Annotated in this window: 20 protein-coding genes; 6 read left to right on the forward strand and 14 right to left on the reverse strand. The window is 72.3% G+C overall.

The genetic code is table 11. The annotated features are described in order from the left end of the window. The first annotated feature begins 172 nt into the window (after positions 1–172). Positions 173–967: a carbon-nitrogen family hydrolase gene (locus tag ACZ56L_RS06330; RefSeq protein ID WP_345221055.1), complete on the forward strand. Its 795-nt coding sequence runs from the start codon at positions 173–175 to the stop codon at positions 965–967. A gap of 101 nt (positions 968–1068) precedes the next feature. Here the strand turns inward: ACZ56L_RS06330 and ACZ56L_RS06335 are convergent, their stop codons facing one another. From ACZ56L_RS06335 to ACZ56L_RS06355, 5 genes are all read right to left on the reverse strand, one after another. After that, the gene (locus tag ACZ56L_RS06335; protein WP_345221058.1) at positions 1069–1563 is read right to left on the reverse strand and encodes an LURP-one-related/scramblase family protein; all 495 of its coding nucleotides are present in this window, start codon (positions 1561–1563) and stop codon (positions 1069–1071) included. A 31-nt stretch (positions 1564–1594) separates the two neighbouring features. Further along, entirely contained in the window at positions 1595–2092 is a 498-nt protein-coding gene (locus ACZ56L_RS06340; protein WP_345221060.1) for a GNAT family N-acetyltransferase, read from the reverse strand. A gap of 112 nt (positions 2093–2204) precedes the next feature. Next, entirely contained in the window at positions 2205–2693 is a 489-nt protein-coding gene (locus ACZ56L_RS06345; RefSeq protein ID WP_471062161.1) for a GNAT family N-acetyltransferase, read from the reverse strand. A 67-nt stretch (positions 2694–2760) separates the two neighbouring features. Continuing rightward, positions 2761–3636, reverse strand: a complete 876-nt coding sequence (locus ACZ56L_RS06350) for a DUF4097 family beta strand repeat-containing protein (RefSeq protein ID WP_401755030.1) — start codon at positions 3634–3636, stop codon at positions 2761–2763. 80 nt (positions 3637–3716) lie between these two features. Continuing rightward, entirely contained in the window at positions 3717–4235 is a 519-nt protein-coding gene (locus ACZ56L_RS06355) for a hypothetical protein (RefSeq protein WP_345221066.1), read from the reverse strand. Between the two features lie 123 nt (positions 4236–4358). Here ACZ56L_RS06355 and ACZ56L_RS06360 point away from each other — a divergent pair, with 123 nt between their 5' ends. After that, positions 4359–6164 carry an NHL domain-containing thioredoxin family protein gene (locus tag ACZ56L_RS06360; RefSeq protein ID WP_345221068.1) on the forward strand — a complete coding sequence of 602 codons (1806 nt, stop codon included), beginning with the start codon at positions 4359–4361 and terminating at the stop codon, positions 6162–6164. A gap of 51 nt (positions 6165–6215) precedes the next feature. On the opposite strand, the gene ACZ56L_RS06365 is transcribed toward ACZ56L_RS06360, so the two are convergent. The 6 genes from ACZ56L_RS06365 to ACZ56L_RS06390 all read right to left on the reverse strand — a co-directional run bounded on the left by ACZ56L_RS06365 (position 6216) and on the right by ACZ56L_RS06390 (position 14879). Then, positions 6216–6857 carry a DUF4232 domain-containing protein gene (locus tag ACZ56L_RS06365; protein ID WP_471062166.1) on the reverse strand — a complete coding sequence of 214 codons (642 nt, stop codon included), beginning with the start codon at positions 6855–6857 and terminating at the stop codon, positions 6216–6218. Between the two features lie 224 nt (positions 6858–7081). Next, positions 7082–10342, reverse strand: coding sequence for an AfsR/SARP family transcriptional regulator (locus ACZ56L_RS06370; protein ID WP_471062169.1), 3261 nt, complete (start codon positions 10340–10342; stop codon positions 7082–7084). A 120-nt stretch (positions 10343–10462) separates the two neighbouring features. Then, positions 10463–10687, reverse strand: coding sequence for a DUF6458 family protein (locus ACZ56L_RS06375; protein ID WP_345221075.1), 225 nt, complete (start codon positions 10685–10687; stop codon positions 10463–10465). A 167-nt stretch (positions 10688–10854) separates the two neighbouring features. Beyond that, entirely contained in the window at positions 10855–12159 is a 1305-nt protein-coding gene (locus ACZ56L_RS06380) for a M18 family aminopeptidase (RefSeq protein WP_471062172.1), read from the reverse strand. Positions 12160–12232: 73 nt separating this feature from the next. Further along, complete coding sequence (locus tag ACZ56L_RS06385) at positions 12233–12949, reverse strand: hypothetical protein (RefSeq protein ID WP_401755017.1); 717 nt, start codon at positions 12947–12949, stop codon at positions 12233–12235. 94 nt (positions 12950–13043) lie between these two features. Continuing rightward, positions 13044–14879: an acyl-CoA dehydrogenase gene (locus ACZ56L_RS06390; protein WP_345221083.1), complete on the reverse strand. Its 1836-nt coding sequence runs from the start codon at positions 14877–14879 to the stop codon at positions 13044–13046. A gap of 131 nt (positions 14880–15010) precedes the next feature. On the opposite strand from ACZ56L_RS06390, the gene ACZ56L_RS06395 reads away from it, so the two are divergent. Both ACZ56L_RS06395 and ACZ56L_RS06400 read left to right on the forward strand, forming a co-directional pair. Next, positions 15011–15520 (forward strand): SseB family protein, encoded by a 510-nt coding sequence (locus ACZ56L_RS06395; RefSeq protein ID WP_345221085.1) that lies wholly within the window; start codon positions 15011–15013, stop codon positions 15518–15520. A 117-nt stretch (positions 15521–15637) separates the two neighbouring features. Continuing rightward, positions 15638–16597, forward strand: coding sequence for a pirin family protein (locus ACZ56L_RS06400; RefSeq protein WP_471062178.1), 960 nt, complete (start codon positions 15638–15640; stop codon positions 16595–16597). Between the two features lie 118 nt (positions 16598–16715). Here ACZ56L_RS06400 and ACZ56L_RS06405 read toward each other — a convergent pair whose 3' ends face one another. Further along, the gene (locus tag ACZ56L_RS06405; protein WP_401755012.1) at positions 16716–18815 is read right to left on the reverse strand and encodes a SpoIIE family protein phosphatase; all 2100 of its coding nucleotides are present in this window, start codon (positions 18813–18815) and stop codon (positions 16716–16718) included. Positions 18816–19070: 255 nt separating this feature from the next. On the opposite strand from ACZ56L_RS06405, the gene aspS reads away from it, so the two are divergent. After that, complete coding sequence (gene aspS, locus ACZ56L_RS06410) at positions 19071–20837, forward strand: aspartate--tRNA ligase (protein WP_401755009.1); 1767 nt, start codon at positions 19071–19073, stop codon at positions 20835–20837. Between the two features lie 398 nt (positions 20838–21235). Next, the gene (locus ACZ56L_RS06415; RefSeq protein ID WP_345221095.1) at positions 21236–22006 is read left to right on the forward strand and encodes a L,D-transpeptidase family protein; all 771 of its coding nucleotides are present in this window, start codon (positions 21236–21238) and stop codon (positions 22004–22006) included. A gap of 3 nt (positions 22007–22009) precedes the next feature. On the opposite strand, the gene ACZ56L_RS06420 is transcribed toward ACZ56L_RS06415, so the two are convergent. Then, positions 22010–23920, reverse strand: a complete 1911-nt coding sequence (locus ACZ56L_RS06420) for a serine/threonine-protein kinase (RefSeq protein ID WP_471062184.1) — start codon at positions 23918–23920, stop codon at positions 22010–22012. Between the two features lie 174 nt (positions 23921–24094). Continuing rightward, positions 24095–25705 (reverse strand): methionine--tRNA ligase, encoded by a 1611-nt coding sequence (gene metG, locus ACZ56L_RS06425; RefSeq protein ID WP_471062186.1) that lies wholly within the window; start codon positions 25703–25705, stop codon positions 24095–24097. Positions 25706–25737: the final 32 nt, after the last annotated feature.

The following is a 25737-nucleotide window of genomic DNA, read 5'->3' on the forward strand; positions in this document are numbered from 1 at the left end:
AGTGGCGGCGGCGCGGACGGTGCGGCTGGGTTGCCGTGCGTGCGTGCGGGCAGGTGCGGTCTGGGTGGCGGACTTGGACGCTAAGTTACGCTGCCCGGAGGCACCCCGGCAGTGCTTTCGTGTGACGATCGTAGGCCCGTGTTGACGGCTCGAATGCCAGGACGGTGGTAGTGTGCGCGCCTCTCTGCTCCAGATCGATGTAAACGACGATGAATCGGTCAATTCCCGTCGGGAGCGGGTCGCTTCACTGGTGCGGGCGCAGCAGGACAGCGACCTGGTGGTGCTTCCCGAGCTCTGGCCGACCGGTGCGTGGGCGTACGAGGGCTTCGCCGAGGAGGCGGAACCGCTGGAGGGCCCGACGTACGAGGTGATGGCGAAGGCCGCGCGGGACGCCGGAGTCTGGCTGCACGCCGGGTCGTTCGTCGAGCGCGATCCCGAAGGCCCTCTCTTCAACACCTCCCTGGTCTTCTCCCCCGAGGGCGAACTCGCCGCCGTCTACCGGAAGATCCACCGCTTCGGCTTCGACGAGGGCGAGGCGGCGCTGATGGCGGCGGGCGGCGAGCTGGTCTCCGTACGCACGCCCGGACTGTGCCTGGGGCTCGCCACCTGTTACGACCTGCGCTTCCCCGAGCTGTTCCGGGGACTCCTCGACGCGGGGGCCACCGCCTTCGTGATCCCCGCCGGATGGCCCGCCAAGCGGCGCGGGCACTGGACGCTGCTGGCCAGGGCCCGCGCCGTGGAGAACCAGGCGTACGTCCTGGCCTGCGGCACCGCCGGGACGCACGGCGGTGTCGAGCAGGCCGGGCACAGCATCGTGGTCGACCCGTGGGGCGAGGTGTTGGCCGAGGCGGGGCCCGGGGAAGAGGTGCTCGTGGTCGAGCTGGAACCGGGGCGCCCCGAGGCCACCAGGGAGCAGTTCCCGGCGCTGAAGGACCGGCTCCTGGGGCTCGCCGCACCCCGTCGCTGAGGCAGCCGGTGTGCCGCCGGGCGCCGGGGACCGAGGTGCGCCGCGGGGGGCTGGGGCCCGGCAGCCCCTTTGCTGTTCGGGTGCCCTTGAGGCGTCCCCGCTCAGTCCCCTTCCCGCTCCTTCTCCGCCATCCGGATCACACACACGGCGACGGCGATGAGCAGCGGCGCGTCCGCGTCCTCACGCACGACATTGACCGCGTACGTGTCGCGCACCCGGAACCACTTCCGCGAGATGTGCGCCAGCAGCTCCCCGTCGTACTCCACGGCGAACTCGCGGTCGAGCACCCGCCCGCTGACGTCCAGTTCGGTGCCCTCGTTCAGCGTGACCCGGTAGTGGTTGCGGATCAGCGACAGCCGCTTCTTGCGCACGGTCGCCAGGGGCTCCCCGTCCCGCTCCAGCGTCATGGCGTCCCGCAGGCTGAGCATCTTCTCCCTGAGCGTGATCAGCACGCGGCCGCTCGGGTCCTTGATCTCCAGGGTGTCGCGCAGCCGGAGCGCCTTGCCGTCGACGAGGAAGGCGTGCCGCCCGTTCTCGTCCTCAATCCAGTAGTCGTCACCGATGGAGAAGAGCTTGTCGCGTACGAGGAATTTCATGCCATGACGGATACCCGCCCCGGTGACACCCTCACGCCTTCGGCGCGTGGACTTGCCGGGTGTACGCCCGGGCCGGCTCGCCCAGGAGGGTCGTCGTACCCGTCGGAGTGAAGCCGGTGCGTGTCAGGACCTGGTGGGAGGCGGTGTTGTCCAGCGTGGTCGCCGCATTGAGGGTGTGCAGGCCGTAGCGGGTGGCGGCGAGTGAGCAGAGGTCGAGGACGGCGGCGGTGGCCAGCCCGCGGCCGGTGGCCTTCTCGGCGAGGCGGTAACCCACGTCGGCGGTCCCGTCGTGGAGGTCGACCAGGTTGAACCGGCCGAGGATCTCGCCGGTGGTCTCGTCCACGAGTACGTGGAAGGCGATCGTGCCGGTGGCCTGTTCGTCGAGGAGGGCCTGGTGGCGGGCCTCGAACTCGGCGAAGTAGGCATCGCCCCGGTCAGGAATGGCTGCGGCGAAGAACGCCCGGTTCTCGCGCTCGAAGGCGAGGAGGGCGGGAGCGTGATCGGCGCGCAGGAGCTGGAGTTCGGGCATGGGGGCAGCCTAGGACGCGGAGCGGACTCCAACTTGGCTTTTTTCGGCGAGGGTTCGGGCCCGCCCGCCATGTTTCACGTGAAACACGACGGGCGGTGTTTCACGTGAAACGTCAGGGGGTGCGAAAGGCGGTGAGGCCGGGTTCCAGCTCCAGGCCGGTCCAGGGGACGAGGCCCGCCTTCTCCAGGACGCGGAGGGAGGCGGTGTTGTCCAGCGAGACCTTCGCGAAGACCACCTCGGTGCCCGGCATGGTCAGCGCGTGCACGATCATCGCGCGGGCGGCCTCGGTGGCGTACCCCAGCCCCTGGTGGGACGGCGCGACCCCGTAACCGAACTCGACCGTGCCGTCGGGCTGCTGTGAGAACAGGCCTATCGCCCCGACGACCCGGCCGCTTTCGCGCTCGATCATCTGGCGGTGCCCGTACGCGCCGTACCAGCCGGGGTGCTTCTCGAAGAGCCCCGCGAGGGCCTTGTCGCCCTCGGCGGGGAAGTCCTCGGCCCAGTGCGGGAGACGCTTCCCGGCGATCACCGCGTCGATCTCCTCGGGGGTCCAGGCGCGGAGGACGAGGCGCTGGGTGGTCAGGTCAGGGATGACGGGCAAGGGGACTCCTCGGCGTGAAGCGGATGTGGGGCGGAGCGGTGCGGCGCGGTGCGGTGCGGTGCGGGGGTCACACCGGCGAGCGGCGGACGGTGATGCTGCCCATCGTCGTGTACGCCCGTACCTCGACGGCCTCCTCGGCATCGCCGGGGCCCGCCGAGTCCGTCAGGTCCGTGTAGACCCTGCCCATGGTCGACTTGACGTCCAGCCAGGCCGCGGAGCCCTCGCGGATGCCGATCTCGATGTTGCCCGCCGACGTCTCGACGGTGGTTTTGTCGCGGACGACCTCGTCGATGCGGACGCTCCCGTTGGCGGAGCGCGAGGTGACGGAGGAGTGGGCGCGGCCGACCACCACCTGGCCGTTCGCGATGCGCAGGGTCAGGGCGCCGGCCACGTCGTCGACGCGGGTGTTGCCGTTGGAGTTCTTGACGTCGCAAGCGCCGCCGACCCGGCCGGCCCGGATCTCGCCGGAACCCGTGGTGAAGGCGGCATCGCCCTCGACGCGGTCGGCGGTGACGGCGCCGTGGGTGGAGAGGTCGACGGAGTCCGCGTGTGCGACACGGAGGTCGCCGACCGAGGCCTTGATCCGCACCTCGCCGAGGTGTCCCCGGCAGTCGAAGTCACCGACCGCGCTCCTGCCGTCCAGACTGGAGCCCGTGGGCAGCTCGACATCCACGGTGATCGAGGGCGATCTGCCGAACAGGCTGCGGGTCCTGGGGGCACGGACCCGCAGGAAGCCGCCCGCACACTCCACCCGGGTCTGCGCGGCGGCCTTCACGTCACCGGTGTTGGCGCTGTCACTGGGCCGAACCGTCACGACGGTGTCGTTCCGGTCGGTGGCGGTGACCCGTACCGTGCCCACCTCGACGTGCACCGTGGCGGCGACGGGAGCGGCGGTGTCGAAGCGGTGGGGGTGCGGCTGGTCGGTGGCGCTGGCTTTCGGCATGGCAGTCCCGTCCCTGATGGCGGTGGTGGTCTTCGGGCGAGGGCGCTGACGGGGGCTTCCCGGGCAGCGCCGAAGGGCTCCTAGCGGACCCACCCCGTGAAGCTCTGCCGTCCGCGGCCCGCCCCCGGGTCCTGCGGGCTCCGGCCGCCTCCGGTGCCGGGATCGACGGCCGCGCCCACGGCCCGTACCAGCCAGGCATTGAGGGACAGGCCCTCGCGGGACGCCGCGTCCTCGGCCCGGGTCTTGAGGTGCGTGGGCAGCCGCAGGTTGATCCGGGCGGTGCCGCCGTCGTCGGCCTCCGGGGGCAGGACGGGAGCCGGGGGCGCGGACGGAGCGCTCGGCTCGGACGGCGCGCCCGGCGCCGGGGTCACCACGAAGGACGGGTCGAGCCCCCGCAGCCGTACGTCCACCGAGCCGGGAGCCAGTTCGCGGGTCACTTCGCCCATGGCGTCGGACAGCACGTTCAGCAGGGCGAGGCGGGCGGCCGACTCCAGCGGTGCGGTGAGCCGTTCGGCGAGGACACGGGCGTCCTCGCCGCCGGCCTCGGCGGCCACCGCGAGCTCACGGCGGAGGGTGTCGACGTACGGGGAGAGATCCATGACGCCATGATGGCTTCACCCTGGTGCCACAGCAAGGCCGGTCATGGCTCCGTGGATGCTCCCGCGGAAGTGCCTGCACGGTGCCGTGACCGTGCTTCCGTGCGGCGGTGGCACCCTTGTCCCATGACTGCCGCTGATGCCGCCGCGAACTCCGCCCCCCACCGTGCCCGTGCCCGCGTACGCGCCCCCGAGCTCGTCGGCAAGGGCGGCTGGCTCAACACGGGCGGCAAGGACCTGACCCTCGCCGACCTGCGCGGACGCATCGTCATCCTCGACTTCTGGACCTTCTGCTGCATCAACTGCCTGCACGTCCTGGACGAGCTGCGCGAGCTGGAGCAGCGGCACAGCGACACCACGGTGATCATCGGCGTGCACTCGCCGAAGTTCGTCCACGAGGCCGAGCACCAGGCCGTCGTCGACGCCACCGAGCGCTACCAGGTCCACCACCCCGTCCTCGACGACCCCGAGCTGGCCACCTGGAAGCAGTACGCGGTCCGCGCCTGGCCGACCCTCGTCGTGATCGACCCCGAGGGATACGTCGTCGCCCAGCACGCCGGCGAGGGCCACGCGCACGCCATCGAGCGCCTGGTCACCGAGCTGGAGGCCGAGCACGAGGCCAAGGGCACGCTGCGCCGGGGCGACGGACCGTACGTCGAGCCGGAGCCCGTCGCCACCGACCTGCGCTTCCCCGGCAAGGCCCTGGTCCTGCCCGGCAGCGGCAACCTCCTCGTCTCGGACACCACCCGCGACCAGCTCGTGGAGCTGGCTCCCGACGGCGAGAGCGTGCTGCGCCGCATCGACGGGGACTTCAACGAGCCGCAGGGCCTCGCCCTCCTCCCCGACGGCCGGGTGATCGTCGCCGACACGGTCAACCACCGGCTCAAGGTGTACGACGCCGAGACCGGCGAGGTCGGCGTCGTCGCGGGCACCGGCAAGCAGTGGTGGCAGGGCGAGCCGACGAGCGGGCCCGCGCTCGACGTGTCGCTCTCCTCCCCGTGGGACGTCGCCTGGTGGCGCGGCGAGGTGTGGATCGCCATGGCGGGCGTCCACCAGCTGTGGGCGTACGACCCCGAAGCGGGCACCGTCCGCGTCGCCGCCGGAACGACCAACGAGGGCCTGGTCGACGGCCCGGCCGCCGAGGCCTGGTTCGCCCAGCCGTCCGGCCTCGCCGCCACCGAGGAGCGGCTCTGGGTCGCCGACTCCGAGACCTCCGCGCTGCGCTGGGTGGACACGCAGGACGTCGTCCACACGGCCGTCGGCACGGGCCTCTTCGACTTCGGGCACCGGGACGGCGACGCCGGACAGGCGCTGCTCCAGCACCCGCTGGGCGTCACCGCGCTGCCCGACGGCTCGGTCGCGCTCAGTGACACCTACAACCACGCCCTGCGCCGCTACGAGCCCGCGACGGGACAGGTCACCACCCTCGCCACGGACCTGCGCGAGCCCAGCGACGCCGTGCTCGTCGGGGACGACATCGTCGTCGTGGAGTCCGCCCGCCACCGGCTGACCCGGCTGCGGCTCCCCGACGAGGCGGTACGGGTGGAGGCCGTCGCGCACCGTACGCAGCGGGCGGCGACGGACGTCGCGCCGGGCACGCTCCGGCTGGACGTGGTCTTCCAGGCGCCCGGCGGCCAGAAGCTGGACACCCGGTACGGTCCCTCGACCCGGCTGCTGGTCTCGGCCACTCCGCCCGAGCTGATCGCCGAAGGCGAGGGCACGGGCACCGACCTCGCACGTGAGATCCGGCTGAACCCGGAGGTCACCGAGGGCGTGCTGCACGTCTCCGCGATGGCCGCCTCCTGCGACGACGACCCGGCGAACGAGTACCCGGCCTGTCACGTCCACCAGCAGGACTGGGGCGTTCCGGTGCGGGTCGTCGACGGCGGGGAGACGCGGCTGGCGCTCGTCCTGGCGGGGCTGGACGGCTGAGGCGCGAGGAGTGCCGGGCGTGCCCTCCGGTGCGCGGGCGGCCCGGCGCGGTCAACGGGGAGGGCCTGGGCTGTTCCTGTCGAAGGCCCTGAACCCTCCCACCTCCGCCTGGCCGGGGCACAGCACCAGCCGTGCCCGGCCCTTCCCGCCCGGCCCGACGATCGGCGCGGAGCGCGACACGGGCCCGTCGGCCAGGGCGACCGTCGCGGTGCCGTCGGCGGCGGGGCCGCACTCGTCGCGGTGGCGGCGGCCCTTCGGCCTGAGCACGGTGTAGTACAGCGGCGCCGCGGCCTCCCCGCCGGGTTTCAGCACGACGCGCGGGGCCCGTGGTTCCGGGCGGTTCACGGCGATCGTCGCATCGCTCGGGGCGATCCTGACGTGCACGTACGGTGCGCGGTCCAGCAGGCACGGCCGGGGCCCGGTGCCGGTGACGACGACCTTTGCGACCCGGAACACCGCCCGGTCGCCGCGGCGCGACGGCGGCACCTCCACCCGGAAGGCCACCTCGTCCGTCGTGCAGTCGTCCAGTCCCTCGACGGCCGCCGGTCCGGCGGGCCCGGACGCCGCTTTCAGCACCCGGTGCGGCGCTGTTTCACGTGAAACATCGGTGCAGCCGACGGCCCCCAGGACCAGCGCCACCACCGCCCCCAGGCGCGCCCGGTCCCGGGTACGGCGGTCGTCGCGTCGGCGCATCGTGCAGGTCCCCCCGGGCTGGTGAACAGGGGGCGGAGCCCCGGCGGCCCGCGCGTCCGGCCGGGCCGTCCGGCACGACCTCGTGCCGCGTCCCCCCTCGGGGACGAGCCTGACGGCAGCCGTTATCGCCCGGCTAACGTTCCGCTGTCGCACTTCGCGGATCGCGCGCATGCCGCCGCTGACCTGCGAAAACGTAGCCCGTTCCGGCTTGCCGCACCTGCGTTCTACGGGTGGCCGCGGCCCGTTTCCGCGGCCAGCGCGGCTGCCGCACGCGCGTGGCGGTCCTCGTACGCCTCGGCGCCGGGGTGTTTGAGCAGCACGGCCAGCGCTCGGCAGGCGCCCTCGTGGTAGCCGTCCCGTTCGGCCGCGACCGCCGCGTCCCGCAGTACGGCGAGCCCCTCCGCCGTCTGCCCGAGCAGAGTCAGCGCCTCGCCCCGCACGGTGCTCAGCAGCAGCTTCCTGGCTTGTCCGATGCCGCCGTGCGGCCCCAGCGCCAGGCCCGCGTCGGCGTACCGCAGGGCGGCCGCCGGGTCGCCGGCCTGGAGGCAGAGCTCGGCCAGCGACAGCCCCGCCAGCAGCTCCGTCGGCACGTCCTCGGCCTGCCGCGCCAGTTCCAGCGCGCGTACGCAGCCGGAGCGGGCGGCGTCGAGGTCGCCGCGCCTGCGCTGGGCGAGCGAGAGGTTGATCCGGCCGATCGCCTCGTCCACCGGGTCGCCCGCCCGGGCGGCCAGCACCGGAGCCGACTCCAGGTGCGGGTGCGCCTCCTCGGTGCGTTCCTCCTCCACCAGCACCCACCCCAGCAGGGCCCGTACCCGGGACTCGCCCCGCGGGTCGTCGACGGCGACGGCGGCCTCCAGCGCCGTGCGGAGCAGGGGCGTCCAGCCGTCCCGGGCCCGCCACAGGATGTACGGCCACTGGAGGATCGCCAGCCGCCACACCCGGTCGTCGAGTCCGGCCGTGCGGGCCGCCGCCAGCGCCCCGGCGAGGGCCTCGCGCTCGGCGGCGTACCACTCGATGACCTCGGAGCGCTGCGCGAACCGGGGGGTCCGGGACGGCTTCCGTACGTCGTCGGGGAGCGAGCAGCAGGGGCGGCTGCCCGGTTCGGCGACGGCGTTCGCGGCGAGTTCGGCGCACACGTAGTAGTCGAGGAGCCGGGGCAGGGCGGCCGGGTCGTCGGCGGTGGTGCGGGCGAAGAGGCGCACCAGGTCGTGCAGCGCGTACCGGCCGCCGCCGGGGCGGCCGTGCTCCTGGACGAGGTGGGCGCCGCAGAGCCGCTCCAGGGCGGCGGCGGCCTCGGGGACGGGCACATCGGCGAGCGCGGCGGCGGCGTAGGAGTCGACGGTGGGGCCGGTGTGGGCGCCGAGGCCGCGGAAGACGCGCTGGGTGGAGGCGTCCAACTGGCTCAGGCTGAGGCGCAGTTCCGCCTCGACGCCCCGGTCCTCGACCGCGAGGAGGGCCAGGCGGCCGCGCTCGTCGGCGAGTTCGTCGGCGTGCCGGGCCAGGGTGCGGTCGGGGAGGGTGGCGAGGCGGGCGGCCGTGATGCGCAGGGCGAGCGGCAGGCCGTCGCAGCGGGCGGCGAGGGCGCGGGCGGCGTCGGGTTCGGCGGCGACGCGTTCTTCGCCGAGGACGGTGGCGAGGAGGGCGACGGAGTCCGCCGCGTCGAGGACGTCCAGCGGGACGGGACGTGCCAGGTCGTCCGCGATGAGGCCGCCGAGGCGGTTTCTGCTGGTCACGAGGGTGACACAGGTGTCGCCCGCGGGGAGCAGGGGGCGGACCTGGGCGGAGCTGCGGGCGTTGTCGAGGACGACGAGGAGCCTGCGGCCGGCGGTGAGCCGGCGGTAGAGGGCGGCGGCGGTGGCCGGGGTCTCGGGGAGGGCGTGGCGGGCGACGCCCAGGGCGAGGAGGAACTCGCGGATCACGTCGGCGGGTTCGGGGGCGGGCAGGGCGTCGAAGCCGTGCAGGTCGGCGAAGAGGAGGCCGCCGGGGAAGGCGTCGCGGTGGTGGTGGGCCCAGTGGAGGGCGAGGGCGGTCTTGCCGACGCCGGCGGGGCCGGTGATGAGGGCGATCGGGGAGTCGGGGGTGGCGGCGATGCGGGTGAGGGCGGTGAGGGGGGAGGTGCGGGCGAGGAAGCCGCGGGGGTGGCGGGGGAGGAGGTCGGGGGCGGTGGGGTCGGCCGGGACGTGCGCGCCCGGCAGGGCGGGCGGGGTCTTCTGCGGCGGTACGGGGGCGGGGCCGGGCTCGTCGAGGACGGCGTCCGGTGCCGGGGCGGGCCGGGGGGCGGGGGCGTCGGCCGGCGGCGGGACCGGTCCGCCCGTGCCCGCCGGTTCCGCCCCTGGCGGAACCCGCGCCCACGGGCTGGGAAGCGCGGGTGCGGGAGAGCCGACGGGCTCGCGGTGCGGGGCGGCGGAGGCGCCGGGGTGCACGGGGCCGGGGTCCGTGGTGGTGGCGGCGTGCGCCGGGGCGGTGGGCTCGCGGTGCGCGGGGGTGCCGGGGTGTGCCGAGCCGGGGTGCGCGGGGGCGGAGGTGCCGGGGTGTACTGAGCCGGGGTGCGCGGGAGCAGAGCCGCCGGGGTGTGCCGAGCCGGCGGGGCCGGGGCGCGCGGGGTCGGCCGGGTTGCGGTGCGGGGTGCCGGAGGCGCCCAGGTGGGCGGAGGCGGGATGGGCAGAGGTGGAGGGGGCGAGGGGGGCGCTGAGGTGGAGGGCCGAGGGGGCGGGGGCCCAGGTCTCGGGGGCCGGGGGGTCGAAGGGGTCGCCCTGGAGGATGGCGCCGTAGGCGGTCTGGAGGGCGCGGCCGGGGTCGACGCCGAGTTCGTCGGCGAGCAGGTGGCGGGTGCGGTGGTACCAGTCGAGGGCGTCGGACTGGCGGCCCGCCCGGTACAGGGCGAGCATCAGCGCCGCCGAGAGGGACTCCCGCATGGGGTGGGCGACGGCCTCGGCGCGCAGGACGGCGGCGGCGCGGCCGTGCTCGCCCAGTTCGCTGTAGGCCTCGGCCAGGTCCTCGACCGTGACCAGGCGGGTCTCCTCCAGGGCGTGCGCGGCGGCCAGCAGCGGCTCGGAGGACACCGTCCCGGTGAGGGCGGGGCCGCGCCACAGGGAGAGCGCCTCGCGGAACATCAGCACCGCGTCGGCGGCCTGCCGCTGGGTGCGGGCCAGCAGCACCAGCTCCTCGAACCGGTAGGCGTCCAGCAGGGACTCCGACATCTCGAGGACGTAGGCCCGGCCCTGTGTGGTGAGCTCGACGCCGTACGCCGCCGCCTCGCCGTCGTTCAGCAGGGCCCGGAGCCGGGAGACGTGGCCCTGGACGACCGTGCGCGCGTGGGCGGGCGGGGCCTCGTCCCAGATGGCGTCGATGAGCTGGTCGACCGGCACCGCCGTGTTGGGCCGCAGCAGCAGTGCCGCCAGCACGCTGCGCCGCTTGGCGGGGCCGAGGGGGAGTTCACCGGCCTCGGTCGCGACGGACACCGCTCCGAGCAACCGGAATTCCACTGGCGCCTCCCCGCGAACCTGTGACGGACCAAAGCGTCAGCCTACCGGGGCGTCGTGTGCCGACCGAGCCGAGGTTTCAGCCGTTCTCGCAGGTGCGCGGGGGTGTGGCCGGGGTGGGGGTTACTCGTACCGACGGTCGCGGTCCTCGACGACACCCTGCACGGGCGGGACGATCATGCCGCGACGCCGCTTGAGGACGCTGGTGAAGACCACGATTCCGATGATGCCGACCAGCATCATGATGACCCCGACGAGGTCGAGGTTGACGCTTTCGAGCTCCCAGTCCGTGGCGAAGGTCAGGATGGCCCCCACCGCGACGAGGACGATGCAGCCGCCCAGGCCCATGTCTGTTCGCCTCCGAGTGCGCGAACGCGATGGTTCGCGATTGGTTGTGACCGTTCGGGGCCCGGACAGCTTCGGGCCTCGTTGTACGAGGCGCGTACCCGGGCCCGCAAAGGCCATGCGTGGAGGCGGAGTTCGGCCTTCCGAGGGGCTGGAAGCAGCCCCTTCGGTCAGCCCTCCAGGAACGCGGTCAGCGCGTTGGCGAGCAGGTACGGGTCCTTTGCCCCGCACAGCTCACGGGCGCTGTGCATGGACAGGATCGCGACGCCGATGTCCACGGTCTGGATGCCGTGCCGGGCGGCGGTGATCGGGCCGATCGTCGTGCCGCACGGCATCGAGTTGTTCGACACGAAGGTCTGCCACCGCACCCCGGCCTTCTCGCAGGCCGCCGCGAACACCGCGCGCCCCGCCCCGTCGGTGGCGTACCGCTGGTTCACGTTCACCTTGAGGATGGGGCCGCCGTTGGCACGCGGGTGGTGCGTCGGGTCGTGCCGCTCCGCGTAGTTGGGGTGCACGGCGTGACCGGTGTCGGAGGACAGGCAGATCGAGCCCGCGAGGGCGCGCGCCCTGTCCTCGGGGGAGCCGCCGCGCGCGAACACCGAGCGCTCCAGCACGTTGCCGAGCAGCGGGCCGTCCGCGCCGGTGTCGGACTGCGAGCCGTTCTCCTCGTGGTCGAAGGCCGCGAGTACGGGGATGTGGGAGAGCTTCTCGTCCCCGGTGGCGACGGCGGCCAGCGCCGCGACGCCCGCGTGCACCGAGATCAGGTTGTCCATACGCGGGCCGGCGAGCAGTTCCTCGTCGCGGCCCAGGTAGGCGGGGGCCTCCACGGCGTGCGGCATCAGGTCCCAGCCCGCGATGTCCTCGGGGTCGAGACCGGCCTCCTCGGCGACGTACGCGATGAGGTCGCCCTCGTGCACCTCGCCCAGGCCCCAGATCGGCTGCATGTGCCGCTGCTTGTCGAGCTTCATGCCCTCGTTGACCTGGCGGTCGAGGTGCACGGCGAGCTGCGGCACGCGCAGCAGGGGGCGGTCGATGTTGACGAGGCGGTGCGAGCCGTCGCGCAGGGTGAGACGGCCGGCGAGGCCGAGGTCGCGGTCGAGCCAGGTGTTGAGCAGGGTGCCGCCGTAGATCTCGACGGCGACCTGCCGCCAGCCCTCGTTGCCCGTGTCGGGCAGCGGCTTCACGCGGAGGTTCGGGGAGTCGGTGTGCGCGCCGACGATCCGGAAGGGGGTGTGGGGCGAGGCGCCCTCCGGGACGAACCAGGCGATGATCGCACCGCCCCGCAGGACGTACTTGCCGCCGGTCGTGCCGTCCCAGGCTTCGGTCTCGGCGACCTGGCGGAAGCCCGCCTTCTCCAGCCGCTCGGCGGCGGCGGCCACGGCGTGGTACGGGGACGGGCCTGCCGTCAGGAAGGACATCAGGTCGTCGGTGTGGCCCCGGTCGAAGCGGGGTGTGGTGCGGGCTGCGGTGCTCATGTGCTCAGCGTAACCAGGGGGTCCGGCATCCCGGCGCGCCACCGTACGGCCCCTCCCCCTCGCCCGTCGTGCCTCAGAGCCCCGGCGGCCGCTCGAAGCGTCTGCGCAGCGGCATCCGGCGCTCGCCCCTCGGTACCCGGGGCAGCATCTGCGGGGTGCCCGGAGCCCGGGAAGCCTGCCGGCGGCGGCCCGCGCAGAACATGCACTCCTCACCGGGAGGGGCGTCGGGGTCCACGGGGGCCCCGGGGTGCAGGGAGCAACCGGAGGAGTTGCGGGGCCGGGACAGCTCCCGGGCCAGCACGAACGCCCGGTGCAACACCTCCGCGAGGGCCGCGAACTCCTCCGGCCGGGACCCCGTCCCGAGGTTGAACGACCGCTCGTTGACCAGGGCGAACTGCTCCCGCAGCATGGCGGGCGTCGCCTGGCGGCCGTCCCGCTCCGGGAGGCGCGGCACGTCCTCCGCCGGGGTCGGCGCACCCCGCTCCACGAGCCTGCGCCGGTGGTTGCAGATGAGGCAGCGGCCCCAGCCGTCCGGCACCGTCGGGTCCACCGCGCCGTCCGGATGTTCCTTGCACCCGGTGACGTTGCGTGCCGGGGCCACTTCCGAAGCGGTGCGGTACGCCCCGTACAGGGAGTCGGCGACGGGTTCGTACTCGGCGGGGTGCGCGCCGTCGTACAGGTCCTTCACCAGGTCGTTCGCGGAGCCCAGCCTGCTGTGCAGCTCCTTGAGCGCATAGGGGAGCCCCGCCGGTACCGAGTACCCCTTGCCCTGCTGTTCCTGTCCAGCCATGCACACAAGCGTCGCACGCACCACCGACAACGGGCCGGGGATGTTTCACGTGAAACGTGAGACATCCCCGGCCCGCTCGGGAACGGCGAGGCGACTAGAACGCCGCCTCGTCCAGCTCCATCAGGTCGTTGTCGACCGCCTCGGCCTTGGCGCGCTCGACGCCCACGCCCGGCAGGACGTTCGCGGCGAAGAACTTCGCGGCGGCGATCTTGCCGGTGTAGAAGGCGGTCTCCTTGGCGGACTTGGCGGAGCCCGTCGTCAGCTTCTCCTGGGCCACGGCGGCGCCGCGCAGCAGCAGGTAACCGACGACCACGTCGCCGGAGGCCATCAGCAGACGGGTGGTGTTCAGGCCCACCTTGTAGATGGACTTCACGTCCTGCTCGGTGCCCGCGAGGTCCGTCAGCATGGCGCCGACGATGGCCTCCAGGTCCACGGCCGCCTTGGCGAGCTGCTCGCGGGCGCCCGCCAGGTCGTCGCCGCCGGTGCCCACCGCGAGGAACTTCTTGATCTCCTCGGCGAGCTGGTTCAGCGCCGCGCCCTGGTTGCGGACGATCTTCCGGAAGAAGAAGTCCTGGCCCTGGATCGCGGTGGTGCCCTCGTACAGGGTGTCGATCTTGGCGTCGCGGATGTACTGCTCGATCGGGTACTCCTGGAGGTACCCGGAGCCGCCGAAGGTCTGGAGCGACTGGGCGAGCTGCTCGTAGGACTTCTCCGAGCCGTAGCCCTTCACGATCGGCAGCAGCAGGTCGTTCAGCGCGATCTCGGCCGAGGCGTCCTCGCCGGCCGCCTCCTTGACCGCGATGGTGTCCTGCACGCACGCGGTGTGCAGGACCAGCGCGCGCATGCCCTCCGCGTACGCCTTCTGCGTCATCAGCGAGCGGCGCACGTCGGGGTGGTGCGTGATGGTGACCTTGGGGGCCGTCTTGTCCATGAACTGGGCCAGGTCCGGACCCTGGACGCGCTCCTTGGCGTACTCCAGGGCGTTCAGGTAGCCGGTCGAGAGCGTCGCGATGGCCTTCGTGCCGACCATCATCCGCGCGAACTCGATGATCATGAACATCTGGCGGATGCCGTCGTGCTTGTCGCCGATCAGCCAGCCCTTGGCGGGGTGCTGGTCGCCGAAGGTCATCTCGCAGGTGTTGGAGGCCTTGAGGCCCATCTTGTGCTCGACGTTCGTGGCGTAGACGCCGTTGCGCTCGCCCAGCTCGCCGGTCTCCCAGTCGAAGTTGTACTTCGGGACCAGGAAGAGGGAGAGGCCCTTGGTGCCGGGGCCCGCGCCCTCGGGGCGGGCGAGGACGTAGTGGAGGATGTTCTCCGACATGTCGTGCTCGCCGGACGTGATGAAGCGCTTCACGCCCTCGATGTGCCAGGAGCCGTCCTCCTGCTGGACCGCCTTCGTGCGGCCCGCGCCGACGTCCGAACCGGCGTCCGGCTCGGTGAGGACCATCGTGGAGCCCCACTGCTTGTCGACGGCGATCTGCGCGACCTTCTTCTGCGCCTCGTTGCCCTCCTCGAAGAGGATGCCGGCGAAGGCCGGGCCCGAGGAGTACATCCAGACCGCCGGGTTGGCACCGAGCAGCAGCTCCGCGTACGCCCAGATCAGGGAGCGCGGGGAGGTGGTGCCGCCGATCTCCTCGGGCAGGCCGAGGCGCCAGTACTCGGAGTCCATGAAGGCCTGGTAGCTCTTCTTGAAGGACGCCGGGACGGGCGCGGTGTTGGTGGCCGGGTCGAAGACCGGCGGGGTGCGGTCGGCGTCCTCGAAGGAGGCGGCGAGCTCGTTCTCGGCGAGCCGGCGCAGTTCGTCCAGGATGCTCTTGGCGGTCTCGACGTCCATCTCCGCGAACGGGCCGCTGCCGTAGACCTTGTCGCGGCCGAGCACCTCGAAGAGGTTGAACTCGATGTCCCGGAGGTTCGACTTGTAGTGCCCCATGGCAACGGCTCCGTATAACTCGGGGAGGCAGGTTCCTCGTACAAATACCAGCTAGTAGCTACGATGATGCTACCCGTCGGTAATAAGCCGCAACCCCGTGCGGCCAGATGTGGCCCACTACTCTTTCCCGCATGTATGGCTACGAGCAGAATCCGGGTGCGCAGCAGGGCTACGCCCCGCCGGGGGGCGCCCAGCAGGGTTACGCCCCGCCGCAGCCTCCGCCGCAACAGCAGCAGCCGCAGCAGGGCGGATACGGGGAGCAGCCGCTGTACCCCGAGCCGTCGCCGCCCTCGCTGGCCGACGGGGTGCGGGCCTTCACGACCGGCACGCTGTCCGCCGAGGACTTCCAGCAGATCTTCGCCTCGTCCAAGGTCTACTGCCCGCGCGGTGACGGGCCCGGCTTCCTGGCGCTGCACAACACGCAGCACCCGGTGATCCCCATGTTCACCACGCTCAAGGAGCTGCGCAGGTACGCGGGCAAGGAGTCCAAGTACTTCGTGATCACGGGCGCCGAGGTCATCGACCTGCTGCCGACCGGGTACGGCTTCGTGCTCGACATGGAGGGCGAGCACCGGATGGTGTTCGACGCGAAGGCCGTGGAGCAGATGGTCGACTTCGCGATGCGCCGGATGTACGGCTGAGGGACCCCCACGGACGCGCGGGGGGCGGACGCGCCCCGCGCCGGGAACACGCACGCCTTGCGGGATGTTCACCATTCAACTAACTTGAAACCGGAACATCCCGCTAGGAGGCCCACGATGCCCGCAGTAACTGTCGAAAACCCGCTCACCCTGCCCAAGGTGGTCGCGGCCGCGGACGCCGTCGCGCGACCCGTTCTCGGTGTCGTGGACGCGGTCAGCGGTTTCGAGGGGGAAGGCTTCCCGGTGCGCCGCGCGTTCGCCGGGATCAAGTACGACTACCTCGACCCGTTCATCATGATGGACCAGATGGGCGAGGTGGAGTACGCGCCGGGCGAGCCCAAGGGCACCCCCTGGCACCCGCACCGGGGCTTCGAGACGGTCACGTACATGATCGACGGCGTGATGGACCACCAGGACAGCCACGGGGGCGGCGGCACCATCAAGGACGGCGACACCCAGTGGATGACCGCGGGTGCGGGACTGCTGCACATCGAGGCCCCGCCGGAGTCGCTGGTGATGTCCGGCGGCCTCTTCCACGGCCTGCAGCTGTGGGTGAACCTCCCCGCGTCCGACAAGATGATGAAGCCCCGCTACCAGGACATCCGCGGCGGTGAGGTGCAGCTCCTGACCTCCCCCGACGGCGGTGCGCTGCTGCGCGTCATCGCGGGCGGGATCGACGGGCACGAGGGTCCGGGCGTCACGCACACCCCGATCGTCATGATCCACGCGACGGTCCGGCCGGGTGCGGAGGTCTCCCTGCCCTGGCGCGAGGACTTCAACGGCCTGGCGTACGTCATGGCCGGCCGCGGCAGCGTCGGCGCCGACCGGCGGCCCGTGCACAAGGGGCAGACGGCGGTCTTCGGCGAAGGCGGGTCGCTGACCGTCCGGGCGGACGAGAAGCAGGACGCGCACGAGCCGGACCTGGAGGTCGTGCTGCTCGGCGGGCGGCCGATCCGTGAGCCGATGGCGCACTACGGGCCGTTCGTGATGAACAGCCAGGCCGAGCTGAGGCAGGCCTTCGAGGACTTCCAGAAGGGTTTGCTGGGGAAGGTCCCCGCGGTGCACGGCATGCAGTAGAGCGCGGCGGCAGGAGCGGGCCTCGGCGGCGGGAAGAACCGCGCCGGGCCCGCTTTCCTGTTTCCCGGGGTTTCCCGGGGTTTCCCGGGAGGTTTCCCAGGAGTTCCCCGTGGCTCCCTCAGAGGCCCTCGTACGAGACCGGCGGCGCGTCCTCGTAGAGCTCGAACCAGATCGACTTGCCCTGGCCCCGGGGGTCCACGCCCCACTTGTGCGCCAGCATCTCCATCAGCAGCAGCCCGCGCCCCGAGGACGCCATCTCGCCGGGCCGCCGCTTGTGCGGCAGTTCGTCGCTGACGTCCGTCACCTCGACGTGCAGCGTCCGCGAGCCGGCCGGGCCGGTGACCCGCGCGGTCAGCAGGGCGTCCCCGTCGGTGTGCACCAGCACGTTGGTGACCATCTCGGAGACCATCAGGACCGCCGAGTCCACCTGGTCCGCATCGGCCCAGTCGTGCAGCAGCTCGCGCAACTGGTGGCGGGTGCCCGCGATGCGTTCGGGCTCGGCCTGCGCGACGGTCACCGCCGTGGACCGCACCTTCGAGGTCCGGTCGGCACGGGACGCGTCCCGGCTCAGCAGCAGGACGGCGATGTCGTCCTCGCGGCGGTCCGAGAGGGGGCCGGTGGTGTGGTGCGAAGGGGGCCCGTGCACGGCCTGCACGAGGTCGTCGGCGAGGCGCTCCAGGTCCAGCTCCCGGTGGTTCTCCAGGATCGTCCGGATGCGGGACCAGCCGGAGTCGAGGTCGTGGCCGCCCGTCTCGATCAGGCCGTCGGTGCAGACCATCAGCGTCTCGCCGGGTTCCAGGGCGAGCCGGGTGGTCGGGTAGTCGGTGTCGGCGTCGATGCCCAGCGGCAGACCGCCCGCCGTCGTCCGGACGAGGACGGTCCCGTCCGGCATCCGCACCGCGGGCTCCGGATGGCCGGCCCGGGCCAGTTCCACCGTGCCGTCCACCGGGTCGACCTCCAGGTAGAGACAGGTCGCGAAGCGCGGCGAGGCGTGGTCGTCGGGGGCGTAGGTGTCGGTGATGCCGTGCAGGAACCGGGAGGCCCGCGAGAGAACCGCGTCGGGGCGGTGGCCCTCGGAGGCGTACGCGCGCAGGGCGATCCGCAGTTGGCCCATCAGCCCGGCCGCCCGCACGTCGTGCCCCTGGACGTCGCCGATGACCAGCGCGAACCGGCCGCTGGGCAGCGGGATCATGTCGTACCAGTCGCCGCCGACCTGGAGTCCGCCGCCGGTGGGCACATAGCGCGCCGCCACCTTCATGCCCGGGATCTCCGGCCCGATCGTCGGCATCATCGAGCGCTGGAGCCCCTCGGACAGCTCCCGCTCCGACTCCTCCACCCCGGCCCGCGCCAGCGCCTGCGCCAGCATCCGCGCGACCGTCGTCAGCACCGACCGCTCGTCCGGCGTGAACGCCACCGGGTGCGCGAACCCGGCCATCCACGCGCCCATCGTCCGGCCCGCCACCACCAGCGGCACGAAAGCCCAGGACCGCCGCCCGAAGCCCTCCGCGAGCGGCCAGGTCAGCGGGAAGCGGGTCCGGTAGTCCTCCGGGGTGGGGAGGTAGATGGCCCGCCCCGTCCGTACGACCTCGGCGGCCGGGTAGTCCGTCTCCAGCGGCATGTCCCGGAACGGGTCCTCGTCGCCCGGCTTGTGCCCGTGGTGCCCGATCGTCGTCAGCCGGTCGCCCGCGACGCCGAACACCGCGAGCCCGTCCGGCGAGAACCCCGGCATGGACAGGGAGGCCGCGACCCGCAGCACCTCGGCCGTGGACCGCGCCTCGGCCAGCGCCCGGCCCGCGTCCAGCAGGAACGCCTCCCGGGAGCGCCGCCAGTCGCCGGTCACCGGGGTGCGGGCGGCGGTGCCCGGCGCGGACTCGGCGACTTCCTGGATGGTGCCGATGAGCTGGTAGGACGCGCCTTCGCCGAAGGGCTTGGAACGGCTCCGCACCGTGCGCAGCACCTGACGGCCGTCCTCGGACATCACCCGCAGCCGGGCCTCCGCGACCGTGCCCTCGGCGACGGCGAGCTGGACGATTCCCTGTATCTCGTTCCAGTCCACGGGGTGGAAACGGGCGCGGGCGGCGGCCTCGGTGAGCTGCACCTCCTCGGCGGGCAGACCCATCAGACGTGCCGCTTCCGCGTCGAAGGTGACAGTTCCCGACGCGTTGTTCCATCGCCACAGGCCCGTGTCGATCGCGGCCAGCACGTCCTCGGTGCGCATGGGGCCATCCTTCCAGGTCGTACGGAACCCGGCCGCCCGGCCCGTGTTTCACGTGAAACACCGGCCCGTCCCCGCGGGCCCCGGCTCATGTTCCACGTGAAACACCGCCACGTTCCCCGCGTGCACCGGCCCCTGTTTCACGTGAAACATCCGCCCCTGTTTTCTCGTGAGACGGCGGTGGGAGGGGCCGGTAACCTTGAGGCGAGTTGATTCCCGCCTGTCTCGCGAAGAATCTCGCGAAGAATTGGATGAACGATGCAGCATCGGTACAGGTCCCACACGTGCGGCGAGCTCCGCGCCTCCGACGTCGGCGCCGACGTCCGGCTGAGCGGCTGGCTGCACAATCGTCGCGACCTGGGCGGCATCCTCTTCATCGATCTGCGCGACCACTACGGTCTGGTCCAGCTCGTCGCCCGTCCCGGCACCGCCGCCAACGAGGCCCTCGCGAAGCTGACCAAGGAGACCGTCGTCCGCATCGACGGCAAGGTCTCCGCCCGTGGCGCGGACAACGTGAACCCGGAGCTGCCCACCGGCGAGATCGAGATCGAGGTCGGCGAGGTCGAGGTGCTCGGCGCCGCCGCCCCGCTGCCCTTCACGATCAACGCCGAGGACGGGGTGAACGAGGAGCGCCGCCTGGAGTACCGCTTCCTCGACCTGCGCCGCGAGCGCATGCACCGCAACATCATGCTGCGCTCGTCGGTCATCGCCGCCATCCGCTCCAAGATGGTCGCGCTGGGCTTCAACGAGATGGCCACCCCGATCCTCACCGCGACCTCCCCCGAGGGCGCCCGTGACTTCGTCGTTCCGTCCCGCCTGAACCCGGGCAAGTTCTACGCCCTCCCCCAGGCCCCGCAGCAGTTCAAGCAACTGCTGATGATCTCGGGCTTCGACCGGTACTTCCAGATCGCGCCGTGCTTCCGCGACGAGGACGCCCGCGCCGACCGTTCGCCGGGCGAGTTCTACCAGCTCGACGTCGAGATGAGCTTCGTGGAGCAGGAAGACGTCTTCCAGCCCATCGAGAAGCTGATGACCGAGCTCTTCACCGAGTTCGGCGGCGGCCGCGAGGTCACCTCGCCCTTCCCGCGCATCCCCTTCCGCGAGTCGATGCTGAAGTACGGCAACGACAAGCCGGACCTGCGCGCCAAGCTGGAGCTCGTGGACGTCACGGACGTCTTCGCGGAGTCCGGCTTCAAGGCCTTCGCCGGCAAGCACGTCCGCGCCCTGCCGGTGCCGGACACGGCCGGTCAGTCCCGCAAGTTCTTCGACGGCCTGGGCGACTACGCGGTCGAGCAGGGCGCGAAGGGCCTGGCCTGGGTCCGCGTCGGCGAGGACGGCCAGTTGGCCGGTCCGATCGCGAAGTTCCTCACCGAGGACGACGTCAAGGCGCTCACCGACCGCCTCTCCCTCGTCCCCGGCCACGCGGTCTTCTTCGGCGCGGGCGAGTTCGACGAGGTCTCCAAGATCATGTCGGCGGTGCGCGTCGAGGCCGCCAAGCGCGCGGGCCACTTCGAGGAGAACGTCTTCCGGTTCTGCTGGATCGTCGACTTCCCGATGTACGAGAAGGACGAGGAGACCGGCAGGATCGACTTCTCGCACAACCCCTTCTCGATGCCCCAGGGCGGCATGAAGGACCTGGAGGAGAAGGACCCGCTGGACATCCTGGCCTTCCAGTACGACATCGTCTGCAACGGCATCGAGCTGTCGTCCGGCGCGATCCGCAACCACGAGCCCGAGCTGATGCTCAAGGCCTTCGAGATCGCGGGTTACGAGGCCGAGACCGTCGAGCGCGAGTTCGCGGGCATGCTGCGCGCCTTCCGCCTGGGCGCCCCGCCGCACGGCGGCATCGCCCCGGGCGTCGACCGCATCGTGATGCTGCTGGCCGACGAGCCGAACATCCGCGAGACCATCGCCTTCCCGCTGAACGGCAACGCCCAGGACCTCATGATGGGCGCCCCGACCGTCCTGGAGGAGGCCCGCCTGCGCGAGCTGAACATCCAGCTCCGGAAGCCGGTCGAGAAGTAGGTCAAGCGGCGGGCCGACGGCTCACCCGTTCGTACGAAGGCCCGGAATCCTCGGATTCCGGGCCTTCGGCGTACGCCGGGGTCCCGGCGGGGCGCAGGCGGAGGAGGAGCGAGCCGGTACGCGGCGCGGGCCCCGTACCGTGGAAAGGTGCCACCGATCCCGGAGGAGACCGGCGTGAGTGTTGCCGAACAGAGGCCCGGAGCGCTCCCGCGGGACCCTTCCGAGGAGAACGGGACCGGCCGGACCGGCTGACCCCGCCCCGTCCCGCACGCGCGCAGGGCCCACCGGGGGATCATTCGCGGAAGAACGGGCACCCCGGAGTACGACCCGGACGTCACCCGCATCCCTCAGGCCCCGTCCGGCACCGGAATCAGGCGACTGAAGAAGGGCACGACGACGTGAAGACACGCGTACGGACCGGAGTGTGCGCGGCGACCGCCCTGGTGCTGTTCCCGGTGCTCACCGCCTGCGGGCAGGACGCACGCCCGCAGTCCGGTCGCAAGGCGGCCCCCCTGCACGACTCCAGTGCCGGCGGGAAGTCGGCCCCGGCCCCGCAGAGCGCGCGCACCGACGCCGCGCCCACGCCCGAGCTGCCGGGCCTGGGCCCCCGTACACGCGGCGAGGTCGGCCCGGAGACCCGGCAGGCGCTCGTCGTCACCGGCCGGGACCGGAACTCCTCCGACGCCGAGGCGGTCCTGTACGAGAAGACGGACGACGGCTGGAAGGCCGGGCCGGTCTGGCCGGCGCAGAACGCGAGACGCGGCTGGACCGGGCACCACGTCCGGGGCGACCTGCGGTCCCCGATCGGCGTGTACGGGCTGACCGACGCCGGCGGGCTGCTGAAGGACCCCGGCACGAAGCTCCCGTACGACCAGGGGCGCGGTTACACGATCGACCGCACCGACGACTCCGGCCAGTCCCTGCGCGGCTCCTTCGACTACGTCGTCGCGATCAACTACAACCGCCACGCGGGCCGCAGCCCCCTCGACTGGGGCCGCCCGTTGGGCGACGGCCGGGGCGGCGGCATCTGGCTGCATGTCGAGCACACGACTCCCACGCAGGGCTGCGTCGCCCTCAAGCGCGAGGTGATGCGGGAGCTGCTGCGCGCGCTGGACCCGGCGAAGAAGCCGGTGGTGGTGATGGGGCCGAAGGCGGATCTGGCGAAGTGAGCGCTAGCCGGGCAGCCGCCACAACTGGTGCTTGTTGCCCGGGGTGCACGGGTCGACGGCCAGTTGGCGGCCCGCGCCGACGTCGGTGACGCAGCCGTCGCCGACGTAGTAGTTGATCTGGACCGCGCCGCCGGCCGCCGGGGTGGTCTTCCACGCGGTGACGTACCCGGAGTAGCCGCTGCCCTGCGCGAGCACGGTGCCCGTCTTCTCGTCGTACGCGGGGGCCTGCTTGAGCCCGAGCGCGCCGCCCGCCAGGGTGCAGGCGTGGAACTCGGTGAACTGGTTGCCGCCGAGCACCCAGCCGAACTGGGAGTTCCCACCGGAGACGACCTTGCCGCCGCTGCCGGACGGGTCCGTTCCGGCAAGGCCCATCCTGCGCCCGCTGCCGACGTTGGTGATCGCGCCCCAGCCGTCGCCGCCGCAGTTGTCGGGCTTGCCGGGGCCCGCGGGCGGGGGCTTGGCACCGCCGCCGCTTCCGGAACCCGCACCGGAGCCCTTGCCGCTGTCCGGGCCGCCGCCGCTCCCCTTGCCGGGGTCCGTGTCCTTGCCGTCGCCCCCGGTGCCCGGCTTGCCCTTGTCGCCGTCGGACCCGTCGGTCGCGGCCCCGCCCCTGGCCTTGTCGTCGCCCTTGGCGGGCTTGCCGGCAGCGGGTCTGCCGGTGGCGGACGGGGTTCCCCGGGGCGCGGCCGGGATCTGCGCCACGGGCGTCCCGCCCGCGGACACGGAGGTGGACGGGCGGGCGGCGTCCCGGGGCGCGTCACGGACGTGCGGGGTCAGGGCGACGGTGAGCACGGTGGCCGTCGACACCACCACGGGCACGACGACGAGCACCGGCTTCGGCAGCCGCTGCCACCACGGCCGCGGAACGGGGACGACGCCGGTCGGGCCGGACACGAGCACGGGATCGGCCGCCGGGACCGGAACCGGAATCCGGGGAGGGCCGGGCCGGACCGCAGAAGGCACCGGGGCCTCAGGAGCCGCAGGAGCCACGGCAGGAGTCGCAGGGAGCACGACAGGAGGCACAGGGACCACAGCAGGAGGCACAGCAGCCCCGGACAACCCGGCGCCCGCACCCCCCTCCCCCGCCCCGGCGGCCCGCGCCGCCGCCGCCATCACCGCCGCGTCCGCGTACCGCTCCTCCGGCGCCTTCGCGAGCGCCCGCGCGACGAAGTCCCGCACGGCGGGAGGGAAGGAGTCCGGCAGCGCGGGTGCGGGCTCCCGGATGTGCTTGAGGACGACCTCCAGGACCGTGTCGCCGTTGAACGGCACCTCCCCGGTGAGCAGTTCGTACGTGACGACGCCCAGCGAGTACAGGTCGGACGCCGGGAGGACCGCGAGCCCCTCCGCCTGTTCCGGCGCGATGTACAGGGCCGTGCCCAGCACCGAGTGCGAGGCGGTCAGCCGGGAGGCGGCCTTGCTGTGCGCGATGCCGAAGTCGGTGACGGTGATGCGGCCGTCGCCGCTCAGCATCAGGTTCGACGGCTTCAGGTCGCGGTGCACGATGCCGCCCCGGTGCGCGGTGTGCAGCGCGTCCAGGGCCTGCGCGACCAGCCCGAGCGCGCGGCCGGCGGGCATCGGCCCGTCGTCCTCGCGGACCTCGTCCAGCGGCCGTCCGTCGATGAGCTCCATGACGATGTACGCGATCCGGTCACCGTCCTCACCTGCGGCTTCCTGCTCGCCGTAGTCGTGGACGTCGACGATCCCGGGGTGCGCGAGCGAGGCCAGCAGCTTCGCCTCGCGCCGGAAACGGGCCGCGAACTGGGGGTCCTCCAGCAGCTTCGGCAGCAGGATCTTCACCGCGACGAAACGCTCCAGCACACCGTCCTCGGCCCGCCAGACCTCGCCCATCGCGCCGCCGCCGACGCGCTCGGCCAGCGTGTACCGGCCGCCGAGCACGGTCCCCCGACCCCACATGCGTGCTTCCCCCACGGTGTTCGCCCGAAGCGCCGGTTCGCTCGGCCCGAGGAAGTCTGCCAGACGCGCCAAGTTCCTTGGGCCGAGGGCCGATTGGCGCCACCCGACATGTCCGTACGTACGACGAAGGGCCCGGGATCGGCACGACCCCGGGCCCTCTCGTACGTCAGGGAATCACGCGGCGGGCTTCTCCTCCAGGCGCGGGAACAGCACCGCGCCCTTCTTCACCGTCGCACCGGCCGGCAGCAGGCCCCAGGCGCCCGCGTCCTGGACCCGCTGGTCGGCGAGCGCGCCCAGCCCGGCGGCCTCCGCGCCGAGGGAGTCCCACAGCTTCTGGGAGGTCTCCGGCATGACGGCGTTCAGCAGGACGGCCATCGCGCGCAGGGACTCGGCGGAGGTGTAGAGGATGGTCGCGAGGCGCGCCCGGCCCTCGTCCGACGTGTCCTTGGCGACCTTCCACGGCTCCTGCTCCGTGATGTAGCCGTTGACCTGCTTCACGAAGTCGAAGATCGCCAGGATGCCGCCCTGGAAGTCCTGCTCCTCGCCGATCAGCCGGTCCGCCTCGGCGACGGCCTTCGCCAGCCCCTCCCGCACGGCCTCCTCGGCGTCGCCGGAAGCGGTCGCCGCGGGCAGCGTGCCCTCGAAGTACTTGCCGACCATGGCGGCCACGCGGGAGGCGAGGTTGCCGTAGTCGTTGGCCAGCTCGGAGGTGTAGCGGGCGGTGAAGTCCTCCCAGGAGAAGGACCCGTCGCTGCCGAAGGAGATCGCGCGCAGGAAGTACCAGCGGTAGGCGTCCACGCCGAAGTGCGAGGTGAGGTCCTGCGGCTTGATGCCGGTCAGGTTGGACTTCGACATCTTCTCGCCGCCGACCATCAGCCAGCCGTTCGCGACGACCTTGCCGGGCAGCGGGAGGCCCTGCGCCATCAGCATCGCGGGCCAGATCACCGCGTGGAAGCGCAGGATGTCCTTGCCGACGAGGTGGATGTCCGCGGGGAAGGTCGCGTCGAACCGCTCCTGGTCGGAGCCGTAGCCCGCCGCCGTCGCGTAGTTCAGCAGCGCGTCGACCCAGACGTAGATGACGTGCTTGTCGTCCCACGGCACGGGGACGCCCCAGTCGAAGGTCGAGCGGGAGATGGAGAGGTCCTGGAGGCCCTGCCTGACGAAGTTCACGACCTCGTTGCGGGCGGACTCCGGCTGGATGAAGCCCGGGTTGGCCTCGTAGAACTCCAGCAGCTTCGGGCCGTACTCGCTCAGCTTGAAGAAGTAGTTCTCCTCCTTGAGGATCTCCACCGGCTTCTTGTGGATGGGACAGAGCTTCGTCCCGTCCTCCGCCTCGATGAGGTCGCCGGGGAGCTTGTACTCCTCGCAGCCCACGCAGTACGGGCCCTCGTAGCCGCCCTTGTAGATCTCGTCCTTGTCGAAGAGGTCCTGCACGAACTCCTGCACACGGTCCGTGTGACGCTTCTCCGTGGTGCGGATGAAGTCGTCGTTGGCGATGTTCAGGTGCTCCCAGAGGGGCTTCCAGGCTTCGGTGACGAGCTTGTCGCACCACTCCTGGGGGGAGACGCCGTTCGCCTCGGCCGTGCGCATGATCTTCTGACCGTGCTCGTCCGTGCCGGTGAGGTACCACACCTTCTCGCCGCGCTGACGGTGCCAGCGCGTGAGCACGTCACCTGCGACGGTCGTGTAGGCGTGGCCCAGGTGAGGAGCGTCGTTGACGTAGTAAATGGGGGTCGTGACGTAGTACGCCGCCGACTCCTGCTTCTCGATTCCAGTGGCCGCCATGCGGAAATCTTAAGTGGTACGGAGAGGCGCCC

It is taken from the genome of Streptomyces sp. NPDC039736 (assembly GCF_055596485.1).